18 protein-coding genes, 2 tRNA genes and 1 pseudogene are annotated in these 18155 nt (G+C 57.8%); 10 read left to right on the top strand and 11 right to left on the bottom strand.

Going from position 1 to position 18155, the window contains the following annotated elements; all coding sequences use genetic code 11:
• Positions 1-118: 118 nt before the first annotated feature.
• Entirely contained in the window at positions 119-577 is a 459-nt protein-coding gene (gene sixA, locus AWB69_RS09505; RefSeq protein ID WP_062084640.1) for a phosphohistidine phosphatase SixA, read from the bottom strand.
• A gap of 161 nt (positions 578-738) precedes the next feature.
• On the opposite strand from sixA, the gene AWB69_RS09500 reads away from it, so the two are divergent.
• Both AWB69_RS09500 and AWB69_RS45630 read left to right on the top strand, forming a co-directional pair.
• A tRNA-Pro gene (locus AWB69_RS09500) sits at positions 739-815 on the top strand.
• Positions 816-1464: 649 nt separating this feature from the next.
• A complete protein-coding gene (locus AWB69_RS45630; RefSeq protein ID WP_075643886.1) occupies positions 1465-1719 on the top strand; it encodes an AAA family ATPase in 255 nt (84 codons plus the stop codon).
• Here AWB69_RS45630 and AWB69_RS09495 read toward each other — a convergent pair.
• The 7 genes and pseudogenes from AWB69_RS09495 to AWB69_RS09465 form a co-directional block, all read right to left on the bottom strand.
• Positions 1688-2030, bottom strand: a pseudogene (locus AWB69_RS09495) (DDE-type integrase/transposase/recombinase); the annotation flags it as partial. The gene AWB69_RS45630 and the pseudogene AWB69_RS09495 sit on opposite strands and share 32 nt — an antisense overlap.
• Positions 2031-2071: 41 nt before the next feature.
• Positions 2072-2707: a suppressor of fused domain protein gene (locus tag AWB69_RS09490; RefSeq protein WP_231937045.1), complete on the bottom strand. Its 636-nt coding sequence runs from the start codon at positions 2705-2707 to the stop codon at positions 2072-2074.
• Positions 2692-3120: a tetratricopeptide repeat protein gene (locus tag AWB69_RS09485; protein ID WP_062084639.1), complete on the bottom strand. Its 429-nt coding sequence runs from the start codon at positions 3118-3120 to the stop codon at positions 2692-2694. The genes AWB69_RS09490 and AWB69_RS09485 overlap by 16 nt, the downstream gene beginning before the upstream one ends.
• Complete coding sequence (locus AWB69_RS09480) at positions 3117-3557, bottom strand: hypothetical protein (RefSeq protein ID WP_047896094.1); 441 nt, start codon at positions 3555-3557, stop codon at positions 3117-3119. The genes AWB69_RS09485 and AWB69_RS09480 overlap by 4 nt, the downstream gene beginning before the upstream one ends.
• Positions 3557-5002, bottom strand: a complete 1446-nt coding sequence (locus AWB69_RS09475) for a PAAR-like domain-containing protein (protein WP_231937044.1) — start codon at positions 5000-5002, stop codon at positions 3557-3559. Before AWB69_RS09475 ends, AWB69_RS09480 begins: the two co-directional genes overlap by 1 nt.
• A 184-nt stretch (positions 5003-5186) precedes the next feature.
• Positions 5187-6527 carry a DUF2169 family type VI secretion system accessory protein gene (locus AWB69_RS09470; protein ID WP_062084637.1) on the bottom strand — a complete coding sequence of 447 codons (1341 nt, stop codon included), beginning with the start codon at positions 6525-6527 and terminating at the stop codon, positions 5187-5189.
• Positions 6528-6537: 10 nt separating this feature from the next.
• Positions 6538-8634, bottom strand: coding sequence for a type VI secretion system Vgr family protein (locus AWB69_RS09465; RefSeq protein ID WP_062084636.1), 2097 nt, complete (start codon positions 8632-8634; stop codon positions 6538-6540).
• Between the two features lie 372 nt (positions 8635-9006).
• Between AWB69_RS09465 and AWB69_RS09460 the strand changes: the two genes are divergently transcribed.
• From AWB69_RS09460 to AWB69_RS09445, 5 genes are all read left to right on the top strand, one after another.
• Positions 9007-9948, top strand: coding sequence for a hypothetical protein (locus AWB69_RS09460; protein ID WP_156528787.1), 942 nt, complete (start codon positions 9007-9009; stop codon positions 9946-9948).
• A gap of 9 nt (positions 9949-9957) precedes the next feature.
• Positions 9958-10737 carry a hypothetical protein gene (locus AWB69_RS09455; RefSeq protein ID WP_062084634.1) on the top strand — a complete coding sequence of 260 codons (780 nt, stop codon included), beginning with the start codon at positions 9958-9960 and terminating at the stop codon, positions 10735-10737.
• A gap of 54 nt (positions 10738-10791) precedes the next feature.
• The gene (gene tssF / locus AWB69_RS09450) at positions 10792-12618 is read left to right on the top strand and encodes a type VI secretion system baseplate subunit TssF (RefSeq protein ID WP_062084633.1); all 1827 of its coding nucleotides are present in this window, start codon (positions 10792-10794) and stop codon (positions 12616-12618) included.
• Between the two features lie 326 nt (positions 12619-12944).
• On the top strand, positions 12945-13118 hold the full coding sequence (locus tag AWB69_RS48605) for a hypothetical protein (RefSeq protein WP_197500203.1): 174 nt from the start codon (positions 12945-12947) through the stop codon (positions 13116-13118).
• Between the two features lie 57 nt (positions 13119-13175).
• On the top strand, positions 13176-13715 hold the full coding sequence (locus AWB69_RS09445) for a Fur family transcriptional regulator (protein ID WP_062084632.1): 540 nt from the start codon (positions 13176-13178) through the stop codon (positions 13713-13715).
• 700 nt (positions 13716-14415) lie between these two features.
• On the opposite strand, the gene AWB69_RS09440 is transcribed toward AWB69_RS09445, so the two are convergent.
• The 3 genes from AWB69_RS09440 to AWB69_RS09430 form a co-directional block, all read right to left on the bottom strand.
• Complete coding sequence (locus AWB69_RS09440) at positions 14416-14748, bottom strand: hypothetical protein (RefSeq protein WP_062084631.1); 333 nt, start codon at positions 14746-14748, stop codon at positions 14416-14418.
• A gap of 52 nt (positions 14749-14800) precedes the next feature.
• Positions 14801-15505, bottom strand: a complete 705-nt coding sequence (locus AWB69_RS09435; RefSeq protein WP_407923027.1) for a peptidoglycan DD-metalloendopeptidase family protein — start codon at positions 15503-15505, stop codon at positions 14801-14803.
• 155 nt (positions 15506-15660) lie between these two features.
• A complete protein-coding gene (locus AWB69_RS09430) occupies positions 15661-16566 on the bottom strand; it encodes an aldose epimerase family protein (RefSeq protein ID WP_062084630.1) in 906 nt (301 codons plus the stop codon).
• A gap of 75 nt (positions 16567-16641) precedes the next feature.
• On the opposite strand from AWB69_RS09430, the gene AWB69_RS09425 reads away from it, so the two are divergent.
• The 3 genes from AWB69_RS09425 to AWB69_RS09415 all read left to right on the top strand — a co-directional run bounded on the left by AWB69_RS09425 (position 16642) and on the right by AWB69_RS09415 (position 18125).
• Positions 16642-16914, top strand: coding sequence for a hypothetical protein (locus AWB69_RS09425; RefSeq protein WP_062084629.1), 273 nt, complete (start codon positions 16642-16644; stop codon positions 16912-16914).
• A 225-nt stretch (positions 16915-17139) separates the two neighbouring features.
• Positions 17140-17970 (top strand): undecaprenyl-diphosphate phosphatase, encoded by an 831-nt coding sequence (locus AWB69_RS09420; RefSeq protein ID WP_062084686.1) that lies wholly within the window; start codon positions 17140-17142, stop codon positions 17968-17970.
• A 78-nt stretch (positions 17971-18048) separates the two neighbouring features.
• Positions 18049-18125 (top strand) — tRNA-Arg (locus AWB69_RS09415).
• The last annotated feature ends 30 nt before the right edge of the window (positions 18126-18155 follow it).

Raw genomic sequence — 18155 nt, 5'->3', positions numbered from 1 at the left:
AATGTAAGTATTCCGAATGACGCTCGCATGGCGTGAGCATGACGATTCAATGAAGCGTCACCGCGAAGCCACAGTTTTGCCGCCTTGGGGGCGTTTTGTTTCTTGCCGCAGTCTTTTGCTACAGTAAATCAGGACTGGTGACCGCGCGCAGCACGACCTGGTCGTCGCCGGCGCGGGAGCGTTGCTGGAACCACCAGATACCGCCTTTCTTCAGGGTCCATTCGGCTTCGTGGCCGGTCATCAGCGAAGCTGCGACGCGCCCGAGCGTCGGCTGATGTCCCACCACCACGACTGTCTCCGCAATGCCGCGCGGCCATTGCGCGGCATCGAGCACGGCCTGGGCGCTGGCGCCCGGCGCCAGCTCCTTCATGACGCTATACCGGTCGCCAAACGCTTCCATTGTCTGGATCGTGCGCGTGGCCGGACTGACGAGGAACACCGTATCGTCGTCTAGCCGGCTCTTCAGCCACTTCGCCGCTCCCTGAGCCTGCTTGACGCCGCGCGGCGTTAGCTGGCGTACGAGATCGCTCGCTGCCTGGTCTTCTGCTTCTGCGTGGCGCCAGAGAATGAGGTTCATCGAATGTCTCCTTTGGTGGTGTGCGAGGTTTTCACCGGTTTTCATGCGGTTTGCAATTTGGACCGGCAAAGGCCGCGAACGTGCTACGGCGTCGGGCTCAACTCAGGCCAGATAGTTTCGATTGCGCGGGTATCGGTAAAACGCTATCATCTCGTTCTTGTCGGAGCGTAGCGCAGCCTGGTAGCGCATCTGATTTGGGATCAGAGGGTCGAAGGTTCGAATCCTTTCGCTCCGACCACGAAAAACGTAGCAGGGACAAGGACTTACGAGCTAACGCCGTAAGTCCTTTTTCTTTTTCGGTTACCGATAGCATATCTGTTACCGTCTGGTTACCGGGTTTATCGTGGCTGCTGAGCCATTGCCGCCTCGTCCCTGTTCCGCGTGCGGCCAAGCCCGGTCACGAACTTTACGCTACGGGGACCGGCGTCCAGGGTTGGCAGTGATTGCCACCCGTTCCGCCAGAATTCTAGAAAAACCCTGTAGATCAATCATCTGCGGGATTTTTTGGTTTGCAATTCACTAATCGACTATCAATTCGAGTGGGTTCCATGTGCGCCCGCCTCGCATCCTTGCTCTGTAAGGCAGCAGATTCAGATCAACCGCACACGATGATCACGGTCGTAAGAGCTGCGATGCGGACTTCTACATAGGTTAAATATCCGATGGGTCGCAGCCTGCGGTTTGTCTTAGGTGCGTTGTATGACGCGAGTCTGCAAGCGAGCTTCGAGCGTTTTGGCGCCGTGGCTCGTCGGCTTTTGGCAGCGTTATCTTGCTGCGACAGGACGCTAACGATATGCTCCGGAGCTACGATTGCACTTGCCGCTCAAGCGCTCGGGGTCTATCGAATCAGAACGCTCGGGATTTCGTAAGCATAATCGAGGTTAATCATGGCCAAGGCCAAGCTGCAGTCCCTTACGATTGAGAATTTTAAGAGCTACAAGGAGCCGACCACCATCACTTTCGGCGGGCTGACGGTACTGATCGGGCGGAATAACAGTGGGAAAAGCAGCGCAATTCAAGCTCTTCTTTTGCTAAAGCAAACTCTTGCTTTAGCACGCGAGGACGTCTCGTTGCATCTCGGAGGAGCAGTAGAAGCGTTTAGCCTCCGGATTCCAGCGTTGCGAATTCCACAGCCTCTTTAGTCTTCCAGGGCGCTCGTCGATGAATCAGCTCGGCTTTATAAAGCCCATTGATAGTCTCTGCCAGGGCGTTGTTGTAGCCGTCGCCCCTGCTGCCCACCGACGGTTCGATGCCGGCCTCTGGCAGGCGCTCGCTATAACGAATAGACACGTTGCGATCCCCTGTCCGAATGGTGGATCAAGCGGCTGTCCTGCTCTGGTTTGCGTGCCCAGAGCGCCTGTTCCAATGCATCGAGTACAAAGTCCGTGCGCATCGAACTGCTGACGTGCCAGCCAACAATGCGCCGGGCGAAGACGTCGATCACGAAGGCCAGCACATCGGCTCGATGGTGGTCGCCATTAACGGCACATTTCCCTATAGGGTCGTGCGGTTCAGGTCAAAGACATCGACATCTGATTCTTCAAGTAGATCCTCAAACGCAGACTCCCCACGCGTGCGCAAAATCTCAACCTCGTCCGTTGAGATCGGAATCACTTGTAACCAGTTCACCTTTGTACCGTTATCCAAAACCAGTTCCGGGAAATGCCCGTTGTTCCACAGAAAAGGAGCGGTCAAATACAAGTGAGGCACGGAAGTCTCCAGATAATACTCGGCGACATATCCTTCCAACACGCTTCCAGGCTTGACACTTCGCTTTGACCGCATTAACGCGAAAGACGCTGAAGCAAGGACGTTGCCCCACTGGGTCACTTCTAATGGCATCGCTCCGCATAGTTCGACTCGCGTGCCAAGCTGTTCATTCTTGTTTAACGCAGTCTCGAACAGTCCAATCGTGCTGTAGGAGGCTACGCCATCGTTTGGCGAATCCGCGACGGAGAGGACGTCAACGGCGAGCGGCATATCGTCGTGAATGTATTCTTGGACTTTGGGCTTGCCGCCGAATGCCGAAAGAGCATGTCGGCCTATGGATTTTCGTTCGGCGGATATAGGACTTGTAGTCATGCCACCGGCCACTGCTGTTTTCGATCGAACGATCAGATCAACTTCCATTGCCGTATCAGGTCCAGGTACTTTTCCCCGCCATCTTCCACAAAAATTGTGTCGCCATCCAGCATATAGGTCCGCAAGAGCATCTCTACGCCTCTTTCAGTCTGTCCTTGTTCCACGAAGACTTGACCTAATCGGTAGGTTACAAAGGGAGAGGGCGAACTGCCGGAACAGTTTAGAGCATTCTGCAGCGCTTCCTGCGCACGCTTATAGTTATTGAGTTCATAGTACGCATCGCCAATAGATGCATACAGCCACTCCGACGCTTCCCAATTAATTTTAGGCTCCGGCAAAATCTCTAAAGCTTCTTCCCATGTGCTTATGGCTTCAGGCGCGCGGCCCTGGTCAAGGAAGTCGTTCCCAAGCTGACTGAGTTCGTCCAGCTTGAGAGCAATGTTTGCCGGTAATGTCGTCACTTCTTGTCCTTTGATACTCGCTTCACGAATTCCAAGTATTTTTTGTCCTCTCCGGAAAATGGCCTATTTCCGTACTGTTCAAACAGAGGTAAAAAGAACTGAGAAGCCTTGTCGAGATCGCCCGCTTCAAAATAAACGGTTCCGCTGAGGAAGCCTACTGTCAAGTCCGGCCCGGTTCCCGGACCATATGCTTCGCGCATTTCAGAAAGCCAATGTCGTGCCTTGTCGAACTGCTTTGTGTCGCGATAAAAAATGACAAAACCCCGGCAAAGTGACGGAGCTAGGTCATATTGACGCTTTGGTTCGGGCAACACTTTCCAAGCCTTAAGGAAATCAGTCTCGGCTTCGTCTAGCGCCCCACGCTTCCAAGCTTCCCGACCTGCAGCGCCGAGTGCGTAGACTTCCTTGGTCAGATTCTCTGGTAGTTTCGTAGCCATTAGTTAAGTGGGGGTAAGTAACGTTCACCAAGTTTAGCACCGAGGGATCGGTTGACCCAGTACGGTTGGAGATCGTAATTGTCGGAATCCAGCATCCAATCACGGACTTCAGGGGACTTCGCCCCATACTGTCTGCCAACGTCATTCCACCATGTCACCGCGTCAGTCTGGTGAGCCATGTCAGCGTCCTTGAGCGGATACCATTGACCGTCGTATTCAAACTCTTTCTCCCCCGTGAATGGGTCTTCGCGTAATCTTCCCTCTTCAGCGAGCCGCTCCTGGACTTCTCTACCCGTCCGTGAATTCTTCCCGGGCGTTCGGCCAAGGTATTTTTCGCGAAGCCGTTTGGGTTTGATCTTTACCCCGTTTCCTGCCGGCTTGACATCCGCCAAGGCTTCTGCAGCATCTGCCCCATTCGCGCCCGCAGTTCCCGCTTCTGCCGCCTTACCAGCCTGTCCGGCAGCATCAGCGGTTTCTCCGAGCTTTCCAGCTGTGTTTGCGATTTCGCCCGCTTTACCAGCGGCGTTCGCCGCTTCACCCACCTCGCCCGCAACGTTTGCTGCTTCGCCAGCCTTTCCGGCCGCACCGACGCCACCGACGAACAGGCCACCAACGTCGATCGCGCCGCGCCCGAGCGCCTCACCATAGTTGCCCTGCGCCCAAGCCTCCGTATACGGTTTCGTGATGCCTTCAACGATAGCGCCGGGATGGTTATATATCGCCTGCGCGGTCTGGGAGACGGCTTGCTGCGTTTCGGAATATCCGTGATAGTTGTACAGGCCCGTTGCATTGGAAAGCCCTTCGGCAGCCTGCGATACCGAGGACAATTTGGCCGCGCCCACACCCAGGCCGACCAAGCCTTTCCCCATGTCCCACAGTGCGCCCCCGGCCCCCTTGAAGAACCCGCCAACCTGATGCATCACGCCCTTGTCGGGCGGTGGATTTGCATCTCCAACAACCTTCCCGCTGGCGTTTATCGAACTCCCCGCAGATGGCGCTGTGACATACGTTCCCGTACAGTTGCCATTATTCATGGTGCACGGATCACCATCACGAATGATCGCGTGTCCGCCAGCTCTTACCGTGCTGCTACCCTTCGTCGGTTTGACCTCACCGCCAACCGTGCCGGACTTCACCCCGTTCGCGGTCCCCGGTTCATCGCCCGTGCAGGTCGGCACCACGCTTTGATCGAGCACGTAGGCTGGCTTGCCGTTGAACCGTACGCTCGGCACGATGCCGGTCGAGCCACCCAGATCGGCCACTATCTGATACGGCACGGGTGGCGTTGAACCGCCCATCGGCGTTTTGCACACATCCGGCGTATTGCTCACCGCCTTGAAGCTACCGTTCTGACGCGTCGCGATCCGATTGCCCTTGGAAAAATGATCGGAAGGCTGCGCGTCCGTCTCTGGCTGATATCGCCCCGACTCGAAGCGTTTTTGCACTTCCTGGCCAGCCCAGTCGAACGTTTCCCTGTCTTCCGGACGACCTTGCTGGCTCCAAGGATTCGGCGTGTTCCACAGCGCGTCGAGATTGCTGGCCGCATTCCTCGCCTGTCCGACGTTCTGGATGTTGAATTGCTGGCGGAAAGCGTCAGCGGCATCGCCGCTGATCGAAACCTGCAAGGGATCAGCCATTGGCTGCCCCCAGATCGATACCCACGCCGGTCTCGGGCAATGCCGATACGCGGTTAATGTCAGAGCGCTCGATGAACCGGGCTTCGAAGCGCTGGATGCCCGTGGCTCTCAGGAAGGTGGCGCGCCACACGAGTGTCACTGCGGGCTTCGATGCATCCGACAGGTCGATCGACAGGGTGTCCAGCAGAAGCGGAGCAAACTTCAATGCCTGATCCGTGTATGCCCATCCCATCGGTAGATGGCCCGGCAACTGGATGCGCAACAACGTGTTGCCCTCGGCATCGCTGTCAGTGCCGGTTGTGCCTGCGGGCAGGAGATTAGTCAGCAGGATCGCTTCGTCACCCTTCAGATGGGGTGTCTGCAACTGCTCAGGTGCACCGTTCCAGTAGCCGAACTGGAAGTCGTCGGGCAATCCCGGATGGCGTTCGGCCAACCAGTGCTCATCGTATGTACCGGCAAGTGCACGTCGCGGGGACCACGCTTTGCCGACGACGCCGAACGCCACCGGTTGCAGAGCACGAGACGGTTGCCCCCGTAGGCTATCGATCCATGCCTGTGCGGTAACCGGAGCACCGTCCGTCTCGATTTGCGGCGCGCGAATCCTCTCCGGCTTGACCGCCTTCAGGAACCACGGCTCGGTAAAGCCGATTCCGACCGGATTGTCCTCACAGACCATATGCGCGACCGGACTATCGCCCTGATCGGGATGCTCTGCCTGCTGCTGGCCATTCAGAAGAAATTCTTTCGGTACGCGCTTCGCCGCAGGATCATTTGCGGAGACGAGGCATTGCCCACCCCATGCATATTCGTATCGGACCGGCAGTTCAGCTATCGGCTCAGGCGACGTCAATTTCCACGCGGGGAGGCGGACGAGGCCAAGGGTGCACAGTGTCATCAGTTGGCTCGCTCGCCGCACAAGTCCCGAGCGCCGCACAAACTCTCGCGGCCCGGTGATCGCAAGGCGGCGATCCAGCAGAACCTGCGGCGCTGAAGCACCCATCTGCCCCGAGGCGGCAGACGATGCGATGATCTGCGCCCGTACAGCAAACCGCGGTACTGCACGACCCGATGGAGCATGCGCAGTGCCGACGATCACTACATCGCAAAGCGGCTTGTAGGGCGCTAGATCGCTTTCCTCCGCTACGCTGGACCGGTTGGGTTCGCCATAGAAGCGATCCGAGGTCGCGAGCGGTTTCTGCGCTTGTGCAAGCACAAGCGAGCCGTCGTGCAGTTCGAAGGTTTGCCGCAGTACGATGGTGTGAAATGCCGCACCGTCGGGCATCACCGACTCGAACGCCAGCGCCGGAAAGGGCGTGTGATTGGAGAATTCCATCGGCGGACGCTCAGTTGATGTCGACGTCTTTGCCGTTGATCTGGACCGGCCCGGAGCCTTCAATCAGCAACTGAGTGCCGCGCAGCGTGATGTGTCCGTTGCTCTCGAGAATCAGGACGGCACTGCCGGTCTTGAGTTCGATCCGATCTCCAGCAGTGATCGTGTAGCTCTTGCCCACCATGGTGGTTTTGGACAGTCCGACCTCTTCAGCACTCGCGAGTCCGGCCGCAGAATTTATCGCGCCAGCAACCGTCACTGTGTAGGCTCCGCCCACGGTTAATGCCTTCGCGAGCCCGACCGTCTCGGTGGACGTCAGCGCAACCACAAGGTTCTCCATCCCGCTGATGGTCTCGTTGCGATTGCCTCCGACCGAAAGGGTCTCATTGCCGCCAACCTGCTCGGTACGATTTACGCCGACCGTGATCGTCTCGTTGTTACCGACCGTTTCCGTGCGGTCGTGATTCACCTGAACGGTCTCGTCGTGATCGACGGTCTTGACGCGGTCATTGCCGACGGTGTGGGACTCGTTGTTCTCGACCTCGATGCGCTGGTCCTTCTCCGCATGAATCCACACCTCTTCCTGCCCCTTACGATCCTCGAAGCGGATTGCATTGGCGTTGGCTGCCGTTGCTCCCTTGCTCGAACGGGTGAGAAAGCCGCTTTGGGTCGCATTGGCGGGTAGCGCCCACGGCGGCATGTTCTGCGCGTTGTACACGCGCGAGGTGATGAGCGGCCGGTCCGGATTTCCGTCCAGAAACGAAACGACTACCTCATCGCCGATGCGCGGAATCTGGACTGCGCCGAATCCTCCACCCGCCCAGGGCTGACCCACGCGCACCCAGCACGAACTGCGATGATCCCTCTGGCCGAGCCTATCCCAGTGGAACTGCACCTTCACGCGACCCAACGAGTCAGTGTAGATTTCCTCGCCCTTCGGGCCGACCACGAAGGCGGTCTGTGGGCCAAGTATCATCGGCTTCTGGGTGCTCAGCGAAGGCCGGAATGGAATCTTCTTGCGGATGCACACGAAGCTGTTCGAATACGTTGCCGAACCCTCGTGCGACTGATAGTTATTCGTTCCGTGATGGCTTACGGACAGTATCAGGAACTGGCTGTCCTCCTGCGTGCCGGAATCATGGTCGTAATGCCCGGTCAACTGGAAAAAGCGGCCAGGGCTGAGCGTCCGGCAATTGCTCGATCCGATGAAAACCTTGCCGGCTGCCTCAAGCGCCTCCAGGCGAAAGCGTGTCAACTCTTCGCCGCGATCCGTTGACTCAAATCCGTGCAAGCCCACGTAATCGTAAATCTCGTAGCGTTCGGCATTGCCCTGGTCGGTGGTCGTGTCCGCTGACACAAAGCGACGCGCACCCGGTGCCTTGTAGTCGAACGTTTTCATGCTGATGCGGCCGGACTCGAGTTGCCGGTCAGCTCGCCAGTTTGTCACCACGCTCTCGTTGTCGAGCATCTCCCCCGTCGCATATCGCAACGTTGAGTCGCCGTCGATCGCCTTTGCCCCCTGCGAGTCGTCGGTGATAATCAGCTTGTGACCGTCCTTCGTGTGCTCGAAATAGAAGTAGAGTCCTTCCTGCTCAAGCAACCTGCGTACAAAGTTCAGGTCCGACTCGCGATACTGGGTGCAATAGCTGTAGGGCTTCGGGTCCTTGCGAACACGAAATTCATAAGACGCCAGCTTCGAGTATTGCGAGAAGACATCGCTAAGTATGTCCTCTACGGTTTTGTCCTGAAAAATGCGGGTGTCAAAGCGCCGGCCTAACATCCACATCCACGGACGCACAGTTGCCGAGTAGGTCGACAGACCGCCGTCAGTTCCAAGGTGGATAAATCGCGTGACATAACCGTTAAAATAACGTGTCGATCCGTCATTAACCTCCAATTCGATTGAAACTTGCTGGGCGATCAGTTGTTTCAGCTCGATGGTTGCGTGCTGGGAAACCAGTCCAACCTCAATATTGAAAAGCTGGGACAACTCGTCACTACAGCTGAAGTCGCTAACCAGCAACTGGGACTGCCCAGACAGCGGGGTGTCAATCGAAAAGAGTCTGCTGTTCTGCAGCCCAAAGAAGCTTGTTACATCGGACATCTGCATGACGTTCCCCCATTTCCTGCTAGTCAGTTATGCGCATACAATGTCGAAGACCTGAAAGGTATGACGAAATCTGCCTCGCGATTATATTGCGTGTCGCAGGCCATAACCGCTCTGGATAAAAATTAACGATTTATTCACGCGGTCATGAGCAGTGATGTGGCAATATTTTCTTGTTTTATTCGAATTGCATAGACAGGTAAAATATTCCGTGCCTATTCCGATTCAACAGCGCAGGCAACCATGAGCGATACAGATTTTTACGCGTGCACCGCCGATGATCCAAGTACGCTGACTGGACATTACGGTCTGCTGGGACCGGGGTATTCGCCGTGGCTAGGCGCAACGGGGTCGTATGGCTCGGAGGTTGCACCGTTGACGCTGAACCTGGGCGGCAAGCTCTATCCGGCAGATTGTGCGACGGCCGCGCGCTACCTGATTGCCGAACTGAAATACGACGACAAGCTCAGTCCACAGGAACGTCTCAACGATCTGGCGCAATTGCAACAAGCGCTTCGCGATGCCGAAACCACAGTTAATAAGACTGAATTTGGCAAGCTATACAAAGAAGCGCAGGGCGTTCCGGGCTTGACGGGGGATTTTCTTAACGCGCTTTATGCACCTTCAAATGTTGGCGCGACATTGGCGACCGCGACAGGTGCTGCAGTGTCACTGGTGTCGAAAGCACCCACTTCGCAACTGATCGACATTCCCGAGTCTACAAAGCGGAAGCTTATCTCGTGGGCCAATAAAGGCGGTAATCAAGGCATCAAATCCGCACAGAAACGTTTTGGAGACACACTAAAACTCGTGCGCGTCGACGGAAAATGGGCTTTCGAAATTCCAGTCAACAAACAGGCTGCGGGTTATGTCATCAAAGGACGCGCCGCAGCGAATGTCGTCCGCATTCCGGCTTATCGTCAGGCAGCGCTGGAAGCGCTCGAAGCGCGAAACCGGATCAGCATTGAGGGGTTTAGCGGCACAATTGGCGGCCGTATTACTGGATTCCACGCTGGCGGATTGCTGGCTCTCGGCCCCCAGGCGATTTTCGATGCCATCGATGCGCGTAATCTGCGCGATTTCGCCAGTCTGGAAGCGCATAGCCAGCCCGCGAATGCCGCCGGATGGCTGGCGGGTTGGGGGGCGGGTGCGATGCTACCGGCAGTCGTAGTCGCGTTGCCGTTCGAGGTACCGGTTCTGGCTGTGATTGCAGTCGGATTTGGCGTCGGGCTCATCGTGCAGGTCGCCGTGAATCACTATTACGGCAAAAGCATCGGCGACACCTGGGATCGATTCGCCGGTTCGCATCACTGGTAGGCTGGGTGCATGGAAAAAAATATTATCAAGCTGCCGCTCGGCATGTTTGCGTTCAATGTGTTGTTCGGCGCGCTGGCGGTGGCCAGTTTTCCGGTTCTGATCTGGGCATTGCCTGTGATGCTTGCCGCCGCGCTCGTGTATGCCGTGTTTGCGGCTTTTTTTGCGACCGGGTACACGGCCTATCATCAGGGCATGAGCATTCTTATGCGGCTCAATTTCTGCCTTTTCGCGGCAACCGTCTGCGCACTGCTTGCAGATACACTCGGCCTTACGTCGCGAGCGATGCTCATGTTGACGAGCGGATATTTTGCCGCGCTAATCACGGCGTATTTCATTTTTTTCTTCCGGGAACGGGGGCGGAACTGGAACGACTTCCTGGACTCGCTGCGCAGCCCCACGCTCGCTATCGAAGGCGTGAGGGTGGTGCGGTTCATTCGTTCGCGAGGAAGCTCTCAGGCGAAAAGAAGCAAATCGCCATCGCTGCTTGCGCCGCTTGGTGCGGCGGCAGGCGTGGTCGCGATGACAGTCGTCGGCGCTGTGTTTGGTGCCCAGGGGAAAGCGCTTTTTCAATGCGCCGTTGAGGCCGCGATTCTAGTGTCACCCTTCGCGGTGCTGCCCTTCGTGATGGTGTATTTCGTGGGCGTTCACGAAGTGAAGCGCGTCGAGAAACGACAGCGGACCCGATTTGTGTTCGACGATGTCGAGGCATTGCAACATGAGCGTGCGAAGTTGAGCGTCGCCCGGCTCATCAATCCCAGGCTGCGGCAAGTGGTGCCTCCGGCACGGTAGTACGGCGACCGAGCAAATCCGCAAGCGAAATGACGTACAACGACGACAATCGGAATGGAAGAACTACTCCCTTTCTACGAGCGCGAACTTTCATTGCTGCGGCAATATGCGCGCGACTTCGCCGAACGGAATCCGAAAATTGCTGCTGGACTTGCTATGTCTGGTGGCCGCTCGGAGGACCCGCACGTTGAGCGAATGCTGCAGTCGTCTGCGCTTCTGGGTGCCAGGATCAGCGCAAAAATAGAAGATGAGTATTCCGAGTTTACCGAGGCGCTGCTAGAGATCCTGTTTCCGCAATATCTGCGGACGATTCCGTCGTGTTCGATTGCTCAGTTCACGGCAGATACGCGCGCGAGCCAACTAACCGAAGCCGCTGTCGTTAGGCGTGGAGCGGCGCTGGAAGCACGTATCGGCGAATGCCGGTTTCGCACGGTCTACGACGTGACGGTCCTGCCACTGCGTCTGACGGCGGCCCGGTACTCTGCGACGGCGATGGCACCAGCGAGCGTCCAGCTTCCAACCAACACCACCGGATTGATCTCGATTACGTTTGAACCGGCAACGGAAACTGGAGGCTTTGGTTCGACGACGCCTCCTGAGGCACTCCGCATACATCTCGCGGGCCAGCAGCCGTTCGTATCCGCGTTGACCGACACGCTTCTAATGCGAACGTTAGCCGCCTTTGTCGAGGCCGACGGTTGTGGCCGGTGGAAGCCTCTCATGCACGTCCCGCTAAAATCCGTTGGTTTCGATGATCGCGACACACTGCTTGGCGAACCATCGGACGCCGCATCCGCCTTCCGGTTGCTAATGGAATTTTTCGCGTTTCCGGACAAGTTCCAGTTTGTCGATGTCGATTTTGCACGCCTGGTGCGTGCCGCTGGCTCATGCAGGAAGCTGACGCTGCATCTCGCGATTGGGAACGTGCCGAACGACTCGCCCGTGGCGCGCGCAATGGAGGCGCTGAGCGCAGACAATCTGAAGCTCTTCTGCACGCCGGTCATCAACCTGTACAAACGTGAGGCGCAACCGGTCCACATCACGAGCACCGCGACTTCATATCCGGTTGTGCCGCAAGCACTGCGCGTCTCTAACACTGAAGTCTATTCAATCGATTCCGTCTACGTTGCGGAGCAGAAACCGACGGGCAAAATGATGACGGAAATCCCACCGTATCGCTCGCTACGGCACGACGGATCGGCGCAATCATCTGGCACATACTGGGTTGCTCGCCGTGACCCATGGATCGCCCAGCAGCGTCCCGGTTATGAAACCGAGATTTCGCTTGTAGGAATTGACGAGAACCCGATCTCTCTGGAAACCGAGCAGTTAAGTATTGAAGTGACCTGCACTAATCGCGACTTGCCGCCAACGATACCGTTCGGGACGCCCGGCGGAGATTTGCTGAACGAGGACGCGTCATTTGCCTGCACGATTTCAATGTTGCGGGCGCCCACCGAAAGCGTCAGGCTGCCGCGTGGCAGCAGTGCACTATGGAGTCTTCTCGCCCAGTTCACGCCGAACCCGCTTTCGTTAAGACCGTCCGGCCTCAGAGCCTTGCTGCACCAGCATTCGCATTCGCGGTCGCCATCGATTTCACGGCTCATCGATAGCATTGTCGGACTCGAACATCGTCCATGCATGAAATGGATGCCAGTCAAACCGCTGCCTACATTTGTGCGTGGCATCGAGGTACTACTGACGATCGACGAAACGGCGTTTGTCGATACCAGCCTCAGCACCTTCGTTGGCGTGATGGATCGGTTCTTCGCCCCTTATGCGCATCTGAATAGCTTTGTCCAACTGGTTCTACTGTCGGGCGGTACAGGTTCCGAGGTCATTCGCTGCGATGCGAGGCAGGGGACCACTGCGATCCTTTGACGAACTGTACGGTCCCACGACGATGTAGCAATCCAACCCCGTATGAAGCAAACATGGCAGAGCATGAGCATCTGAGTCGCCTGAAAGAGGCGCTAAAGGCACAGGGAGGGTCGAAGGTTCGAATCCTTTCGCTCCGGCCGCGTTACAAATAAAGGGGTCACGAGTTTAACTCGCGACCCCTTTGCCATTTGTGGCGCTGTTCCATTCACACGGCGCTTGCAGCCACAGCCGCCCGGCGTTTCCGTCCTCTCGCAAATCCTCAATATCGTTTAATCTTCTGCGTTCACCCTTCGTATTCGTATCTGAACTTCATTTCCGGGCCGTCCATGCCGCGTTTCGCCGCTTTGTTTATCTGCTCCCTGATCCTGTCCGCGTGTGCCGACGCTACCGTGCCTCATCACACGCCGCCGCAAGACCCGCCCGACTACAAGGGCGTGCCCACCGATACCACGCCGCCCGTCATGATCATCGCGCCGGCCAAGGCCGATCAGCCGCAATGACAGCCGTGACGCCGCGCGCCGGAGCCTCGCCCTTATGCCGCAGCGTATAATCCGCTTATGAACACGCCCGCCAACGACGCCCAGTCTCACACCGACTCGTCCGCCGACGCGCTCCAGGCGGCCGTCACAATGGCCGACGACTATTGTCGCGAGCGTGGTCAGAAACTCACGCCCATTCGCCGCACCGTGCTCGAATTGCTGCTGGCCTCGGGCCGCGCGACCAAGGCCTATACGCTGCTCGACGAAATGCGGGCGATGCATCCGAACGCGTCGCCGCCCACGGTGTACCGGGCGCTGGACTTCCTGCTGTCGGCGGGGCTGATACATCGGATCGAATCAATCAATGCGTTCACTGTCTGCCACGATCTCACCCATTGCCAGCACGGCGTGCTGATTGTTTGCCAGCAATGCGGCCGCGTGACCGAGTTGCAGCAGCAAAAGCAGTTGCGCCAGAGCCTGATGTCGCAAGTCGAGGCAAGCGGATACAGGTTGGCCGGCGACGACATCGAATTGAAGGGTATATGTCCCGCATGTCAGGCCGCTGAAGACCCCAGCGCGCATAAGCACGATCACGATCACGACCACGCGTCTCACTGAGCTCCGCACACACCGTATAGGAGCGCAATTCGCGCAAAAGGCCGTTTCCGACACCAGTCCGAAACGGCCTTTTGTATTTTTGTATTCCTGGATGGCTTGGAACGCCGCTCTGCCGGTTCCGCAGGCTGGGGTGTAGTGTCTGGGGAGAAATCCGGAGCCGCGCGCTGACGCCAAAACTGACGGCTCAAACGAGGCGAAACCCGAGGCGAAACCCCGATGCGGGCACACCGGGGCTTCTGACCCGCGAGGACTGTTCGCGCAGATTATCGCAGGCTGAACCCATTCTAGAGTGCATCCATTCTAGAGTGCATCAATCGGGCTGATTGTGATCACTTGTATCAACGCGTAACCCAATGTGCACGGGCGTTTCCAGCGCTTAAGCCTGCCTGGTCAACGAAGGCCGCAGCACGTAATTACTACGGTCGAAGAGCAGGTATGACAGGTGTTATGCGAGTTTCTTGCTGAAAAGGTATCATCAGACCTCCTTGAAGCCGATTTCCGATAATGACCTCGTTGTGGATTTTCCTCTCCATTTGTCCGATCGCACTGGGTTCGTTGCTCGTGTTCGCCTCGCATATCGACCCATTGTCCGGTCGCTGGCGCGGCGCACAGTTGCTCGGCTCGCTGGGGCCGCGAGCAAACCAGGCGGCGGGTGATCGGGTTGCACGCCTTGGCGCCTCGGTCAAGAAATACGCTAGCGCTATTGCTTGCAGCGAATCACCATCGATCGGTTCTTGACGTTCGCGCCGAAAATTCCCGCCACTGTTCCGCCCGACGTCGCACCGTTGTCGACATCTTTCGACACCACGTCGTAGCCGTACGAACCGCACATCTCGCCCGCCTTCTTGTAGCATTCCGCCCAGCTCGTACTCGCGTCGCCGCCGCTGCAATTGATCGCAAAACCGGTATCGCCGGACGGCAGATAGGTCATCTTCGCCGAGTTGGCGCAGCCCGCGAGTGCTAGCGCAGCCACCATTACAGCGGCCGTCGCGGTTACCTTTCCAAGCGTCGTGGCGCAAACTTGCAACTTCATTGATTCTTCCCTGTGTTTGATTAAGTACGCCCGCCTTTCATTGAGCGGTGCGTTACCGTGCCGGTAGATAGCGCGATGGATCGATTGAACTACCTTTGTAGCGCAATTCGAAGTGCAGCATCACGCGATTCGTGTCGGTGTCGCCCATTTCCGCGACGGGTTGACCTTGCGTGACGCTCTGGCCCTCCTTTACCAGCAACGCACGGTTATGCGCGTAGGCGGTCAGGTAGTCGGCATTGTGCTTCACAATCAGCAGGTTACCGTAACCGCGCAACCCATTTCCTGCATAGACTACGGTCCCGGCGGCCGCTGCCACGATTTGCGTCCCGGAGGCGCCGGCAATGTCGATACCCTTCGAATTCTTGCCGTCGAAACCGCGAATCACGCTGCCTTGCGTTGGCCAGATAAGCGAAATGCTGGTGGCCGGAGTGATCAATGCGGACGATGACGGCGCCGAATCCGATGTATCCCCGCTGGTGGTGCGAGGGGGCGGCGCGGAAGGCGTGGCCGCCGTCACGCTGCCCGGGGGCGGCGCCACGCGCAGCACCTGGCCGACTTCGATTGCATTCGGGTCGGTGAGGTTGTTCCAGCGCACGATGTTCTGCACCGATGTCCGGTTCGCACGCGCGACTTTAGACACCGTGTCACCCCGTTCAACTCGATAAAACCCTGGTCCGACCGGCGCTGAGCCGCACGCGGCGAGTACTGCGATCAATGAAACGCAGGCCAGCCGTCGAATTATTTTTACCAAATCCAAAACCTCGCAAAGCGCCGCAGAAACCGAAAACGCTGCGGCAAACAAAACAGACCGTGTAACGGCGAAATGTCTGATTTTACCGTCCCGGCCCCGCAGCCCTCAGAAGCGGCCAGCGTCGCCGCTCGCTGCCGCTCGTCGTCGCTACGGGATGCCCCTCATGCAGCCGGCGAAACCGTTAGCCGCAGTGCCGCTGTTTCGGTCTTTCCCGGGGCGAGCCAGCGCAGTCCGTGGCCGTTGTGAATGGCATCGGGAAGTCCGACCCACGGCTCGATGCAGTAGAAATCCGACGTGGGAGCTTCGGTCCAGGTCGTCACGGCGTACCAGGGCACCGAGTCAGGGCGTTGCAGGTCGAAATTCACCGCGCGTTTCAAACCCGGCGTGACAAGCCGCACCGGATGGTCCGAGGGTCCGGTAAAGCAGTGGAACCGATCCAGGATGTTGGCGTTGTCCAGCGCGTAGCGCGCCGCGCCCGCTTGCGGGGCGGTGATTGATCCGTCATCGAGTTGCCGGCGGGTTTCCGTGCGCGGTAATTCCAGGCTGCTGATGCCGCGCTGATCGTGCGGCAGCACGAAGTAGAAATGATGGCCTGAGTAGTAGGGCAGCGGCACTTCGCCGGGGTTCGACGTGGTGAGCTGGACATCGAGCGTCACGGCATCGACCAGCCTGTACGCCGCTTCGAAGCGAAATGCGAACGGATAACCCTGGCGCGTGAAATCATTGTCCACGAGCGTCATTCGCACGCCGTGGCCATCCGCGTCCTTGCGATGTTCGAACGGCAGGTTGCGCGCGAAACCGTGCATGGGGAGGTTGTGCACGACGCCTTCCGGATCGCGCCATTTGCCGATTTCGCCATCGACGAAATGGCGGCCGAGAAACGGAAACAGCAACGGATTGCCGCCTCGGATCTTGACGAAGTTGGACCAGTCCGGCGCGGCCGGCCAGAAGATGACGGGCTCGCCACCGACGCGCCACGTCATCAGCCGCCCGCCCGCGCGCGGCGCGAGTTCGAGAGCGGCGTCGTCGAACGTGATTTCCAGGATGTCTTCAGGCTGGGATGACATGTCAGTTGTCTCCTTGATTAATGGGCAAACTGCGGTGGTCAAGTTGCGGGTTCAAACCAGGCGTTCGAACGAGCAATGAACAAACGGTGCGGCGCAACGGGCGGCTCAATTCTACGGGGAAACCCTTTTCGGGAAATTGCGACTGACACAGCCACTTTCATTGCGCTGATAATGCAAACGCGATGTAACGCGCATGAAACATTTTTCGACCTTGACGATCTCACATCGATCAAGCTGGTCCTGCGGAACGACGAGGATGATATGGATCTGGCGATGATGTTTGGAGTGTTCATTTTTGGCACCTTCGGCGCTGGCACGCTGCTGTTTTTATACAAGCTGCGACCATGACGCTGGTGTGACGCAAGCATACAAAAAGCCCGTTTTTACAACGGGCTTTTTTATTTATTACAAATTAATTTTATTAAACAAACGATTTGCTTTCGATATTGAAAGGCATCACGCAAATGCTTGGCGCTGCTTTTCATGAGCGGCATAATCGGCCCGGTTTGCTTGGCCATTTGCTGCACCGCTGCGGCTATGTGGCTGTCGCCAATTACGAAAGGGGATCGAAGCGTGACTCTGTGGTTTCTGATTTTTCTAAGCGTACTCCAGGGTGTGACTGAGTTGTTTCCGGTCAGCAGCCTTGGACATACGCTCCTGGTGCCCGGCCTGATCGGGATGCACATTGATAAACACGCGCCGCAGTTGTTGCCGTTCCTGGTCGCGTTGCACCTGGGCACGGCGCTCGCACTGCTGTGGTACTTCCGCAAGCGGTGGGTTGCGCTGATCAAGGGGTTTATCGGCTCACTGGGCGGCCGCAAGAACGCTGATGGCCACATGATGTGGGCGCTGATCATCGGTACGATTCCGACGGGTATTGTCGGGCTCGTGCTTGAAAAGCGGCTGGAGGCGTTGTTCCACGATCTGCGGATCGTCGCGGCTGCGCTGATGGTGAACGGCGTGCTGCTGTGGTTTGGCGACCGGCTGACGCGTGCGCGTGCCGAGCGTGCGCCCGAAGACCTCACGTTCAGGCAGGCGTTCCTCGTGGGCCTTGCGCAGATTGGCGCGCTGATTCCGGGTTTTTCGCGCAGCGGCCTGACGATTATTGCGGGCGTCGGCGCCGGGATGAGTTCCGAGAAAGCGGCGGAGTTCTCGTTCCTGCTGGGTACGCCGATCATCTTCGCGGCAGGCGTGCTTGAGTTGCCGAAGCTGTTCCACGCACCCGATCAACTGTTCGATGCCGTTCTTGGTGGCGTGCTGACGGGAATCGCGGCGTACTTGAGCGTGCGTTTCCTGATGCGTTACTTCGAAGGCCGCGGCCGGCTGGCAGCTTTCGGCCTGTATTGCGTGCTCGCGGGCGCGTTCTGTCTTGGCTGGTTCATGTTGCATCCGCAACCGGTTTAAACCGCATTGAAGCATGCGAGGTCTCGGAATGAGGCCTCGCATGCTTTCGATGAGGTAAAATCCTGGATTACCTGCGACGCGGCAGTAGCTCAGCTGGATAGAGCATCGGCCTTCTAAGCCGAGGGGCGGGGGTTCGAGTCCCTCCTGCCGTGCCAGAACCTCGGGTTCATCTCAACGTCTCCGGC

The organism is Caballeronia udeis (assembly GCF_001544555.2).
Taxonomy (GTDB): domain Bacteria; phylum Pseudomonadota; class Gammaproteobacteria; order Burkholderiales; family Burkholderiaceae; genus Caballeronia; species Caballeronia udeis.
The sequence above is the reverse complement of the archived record's forward strand: the minus strand, read 5'-3'. Positions and strand labels throughout refer to the sequence as shown.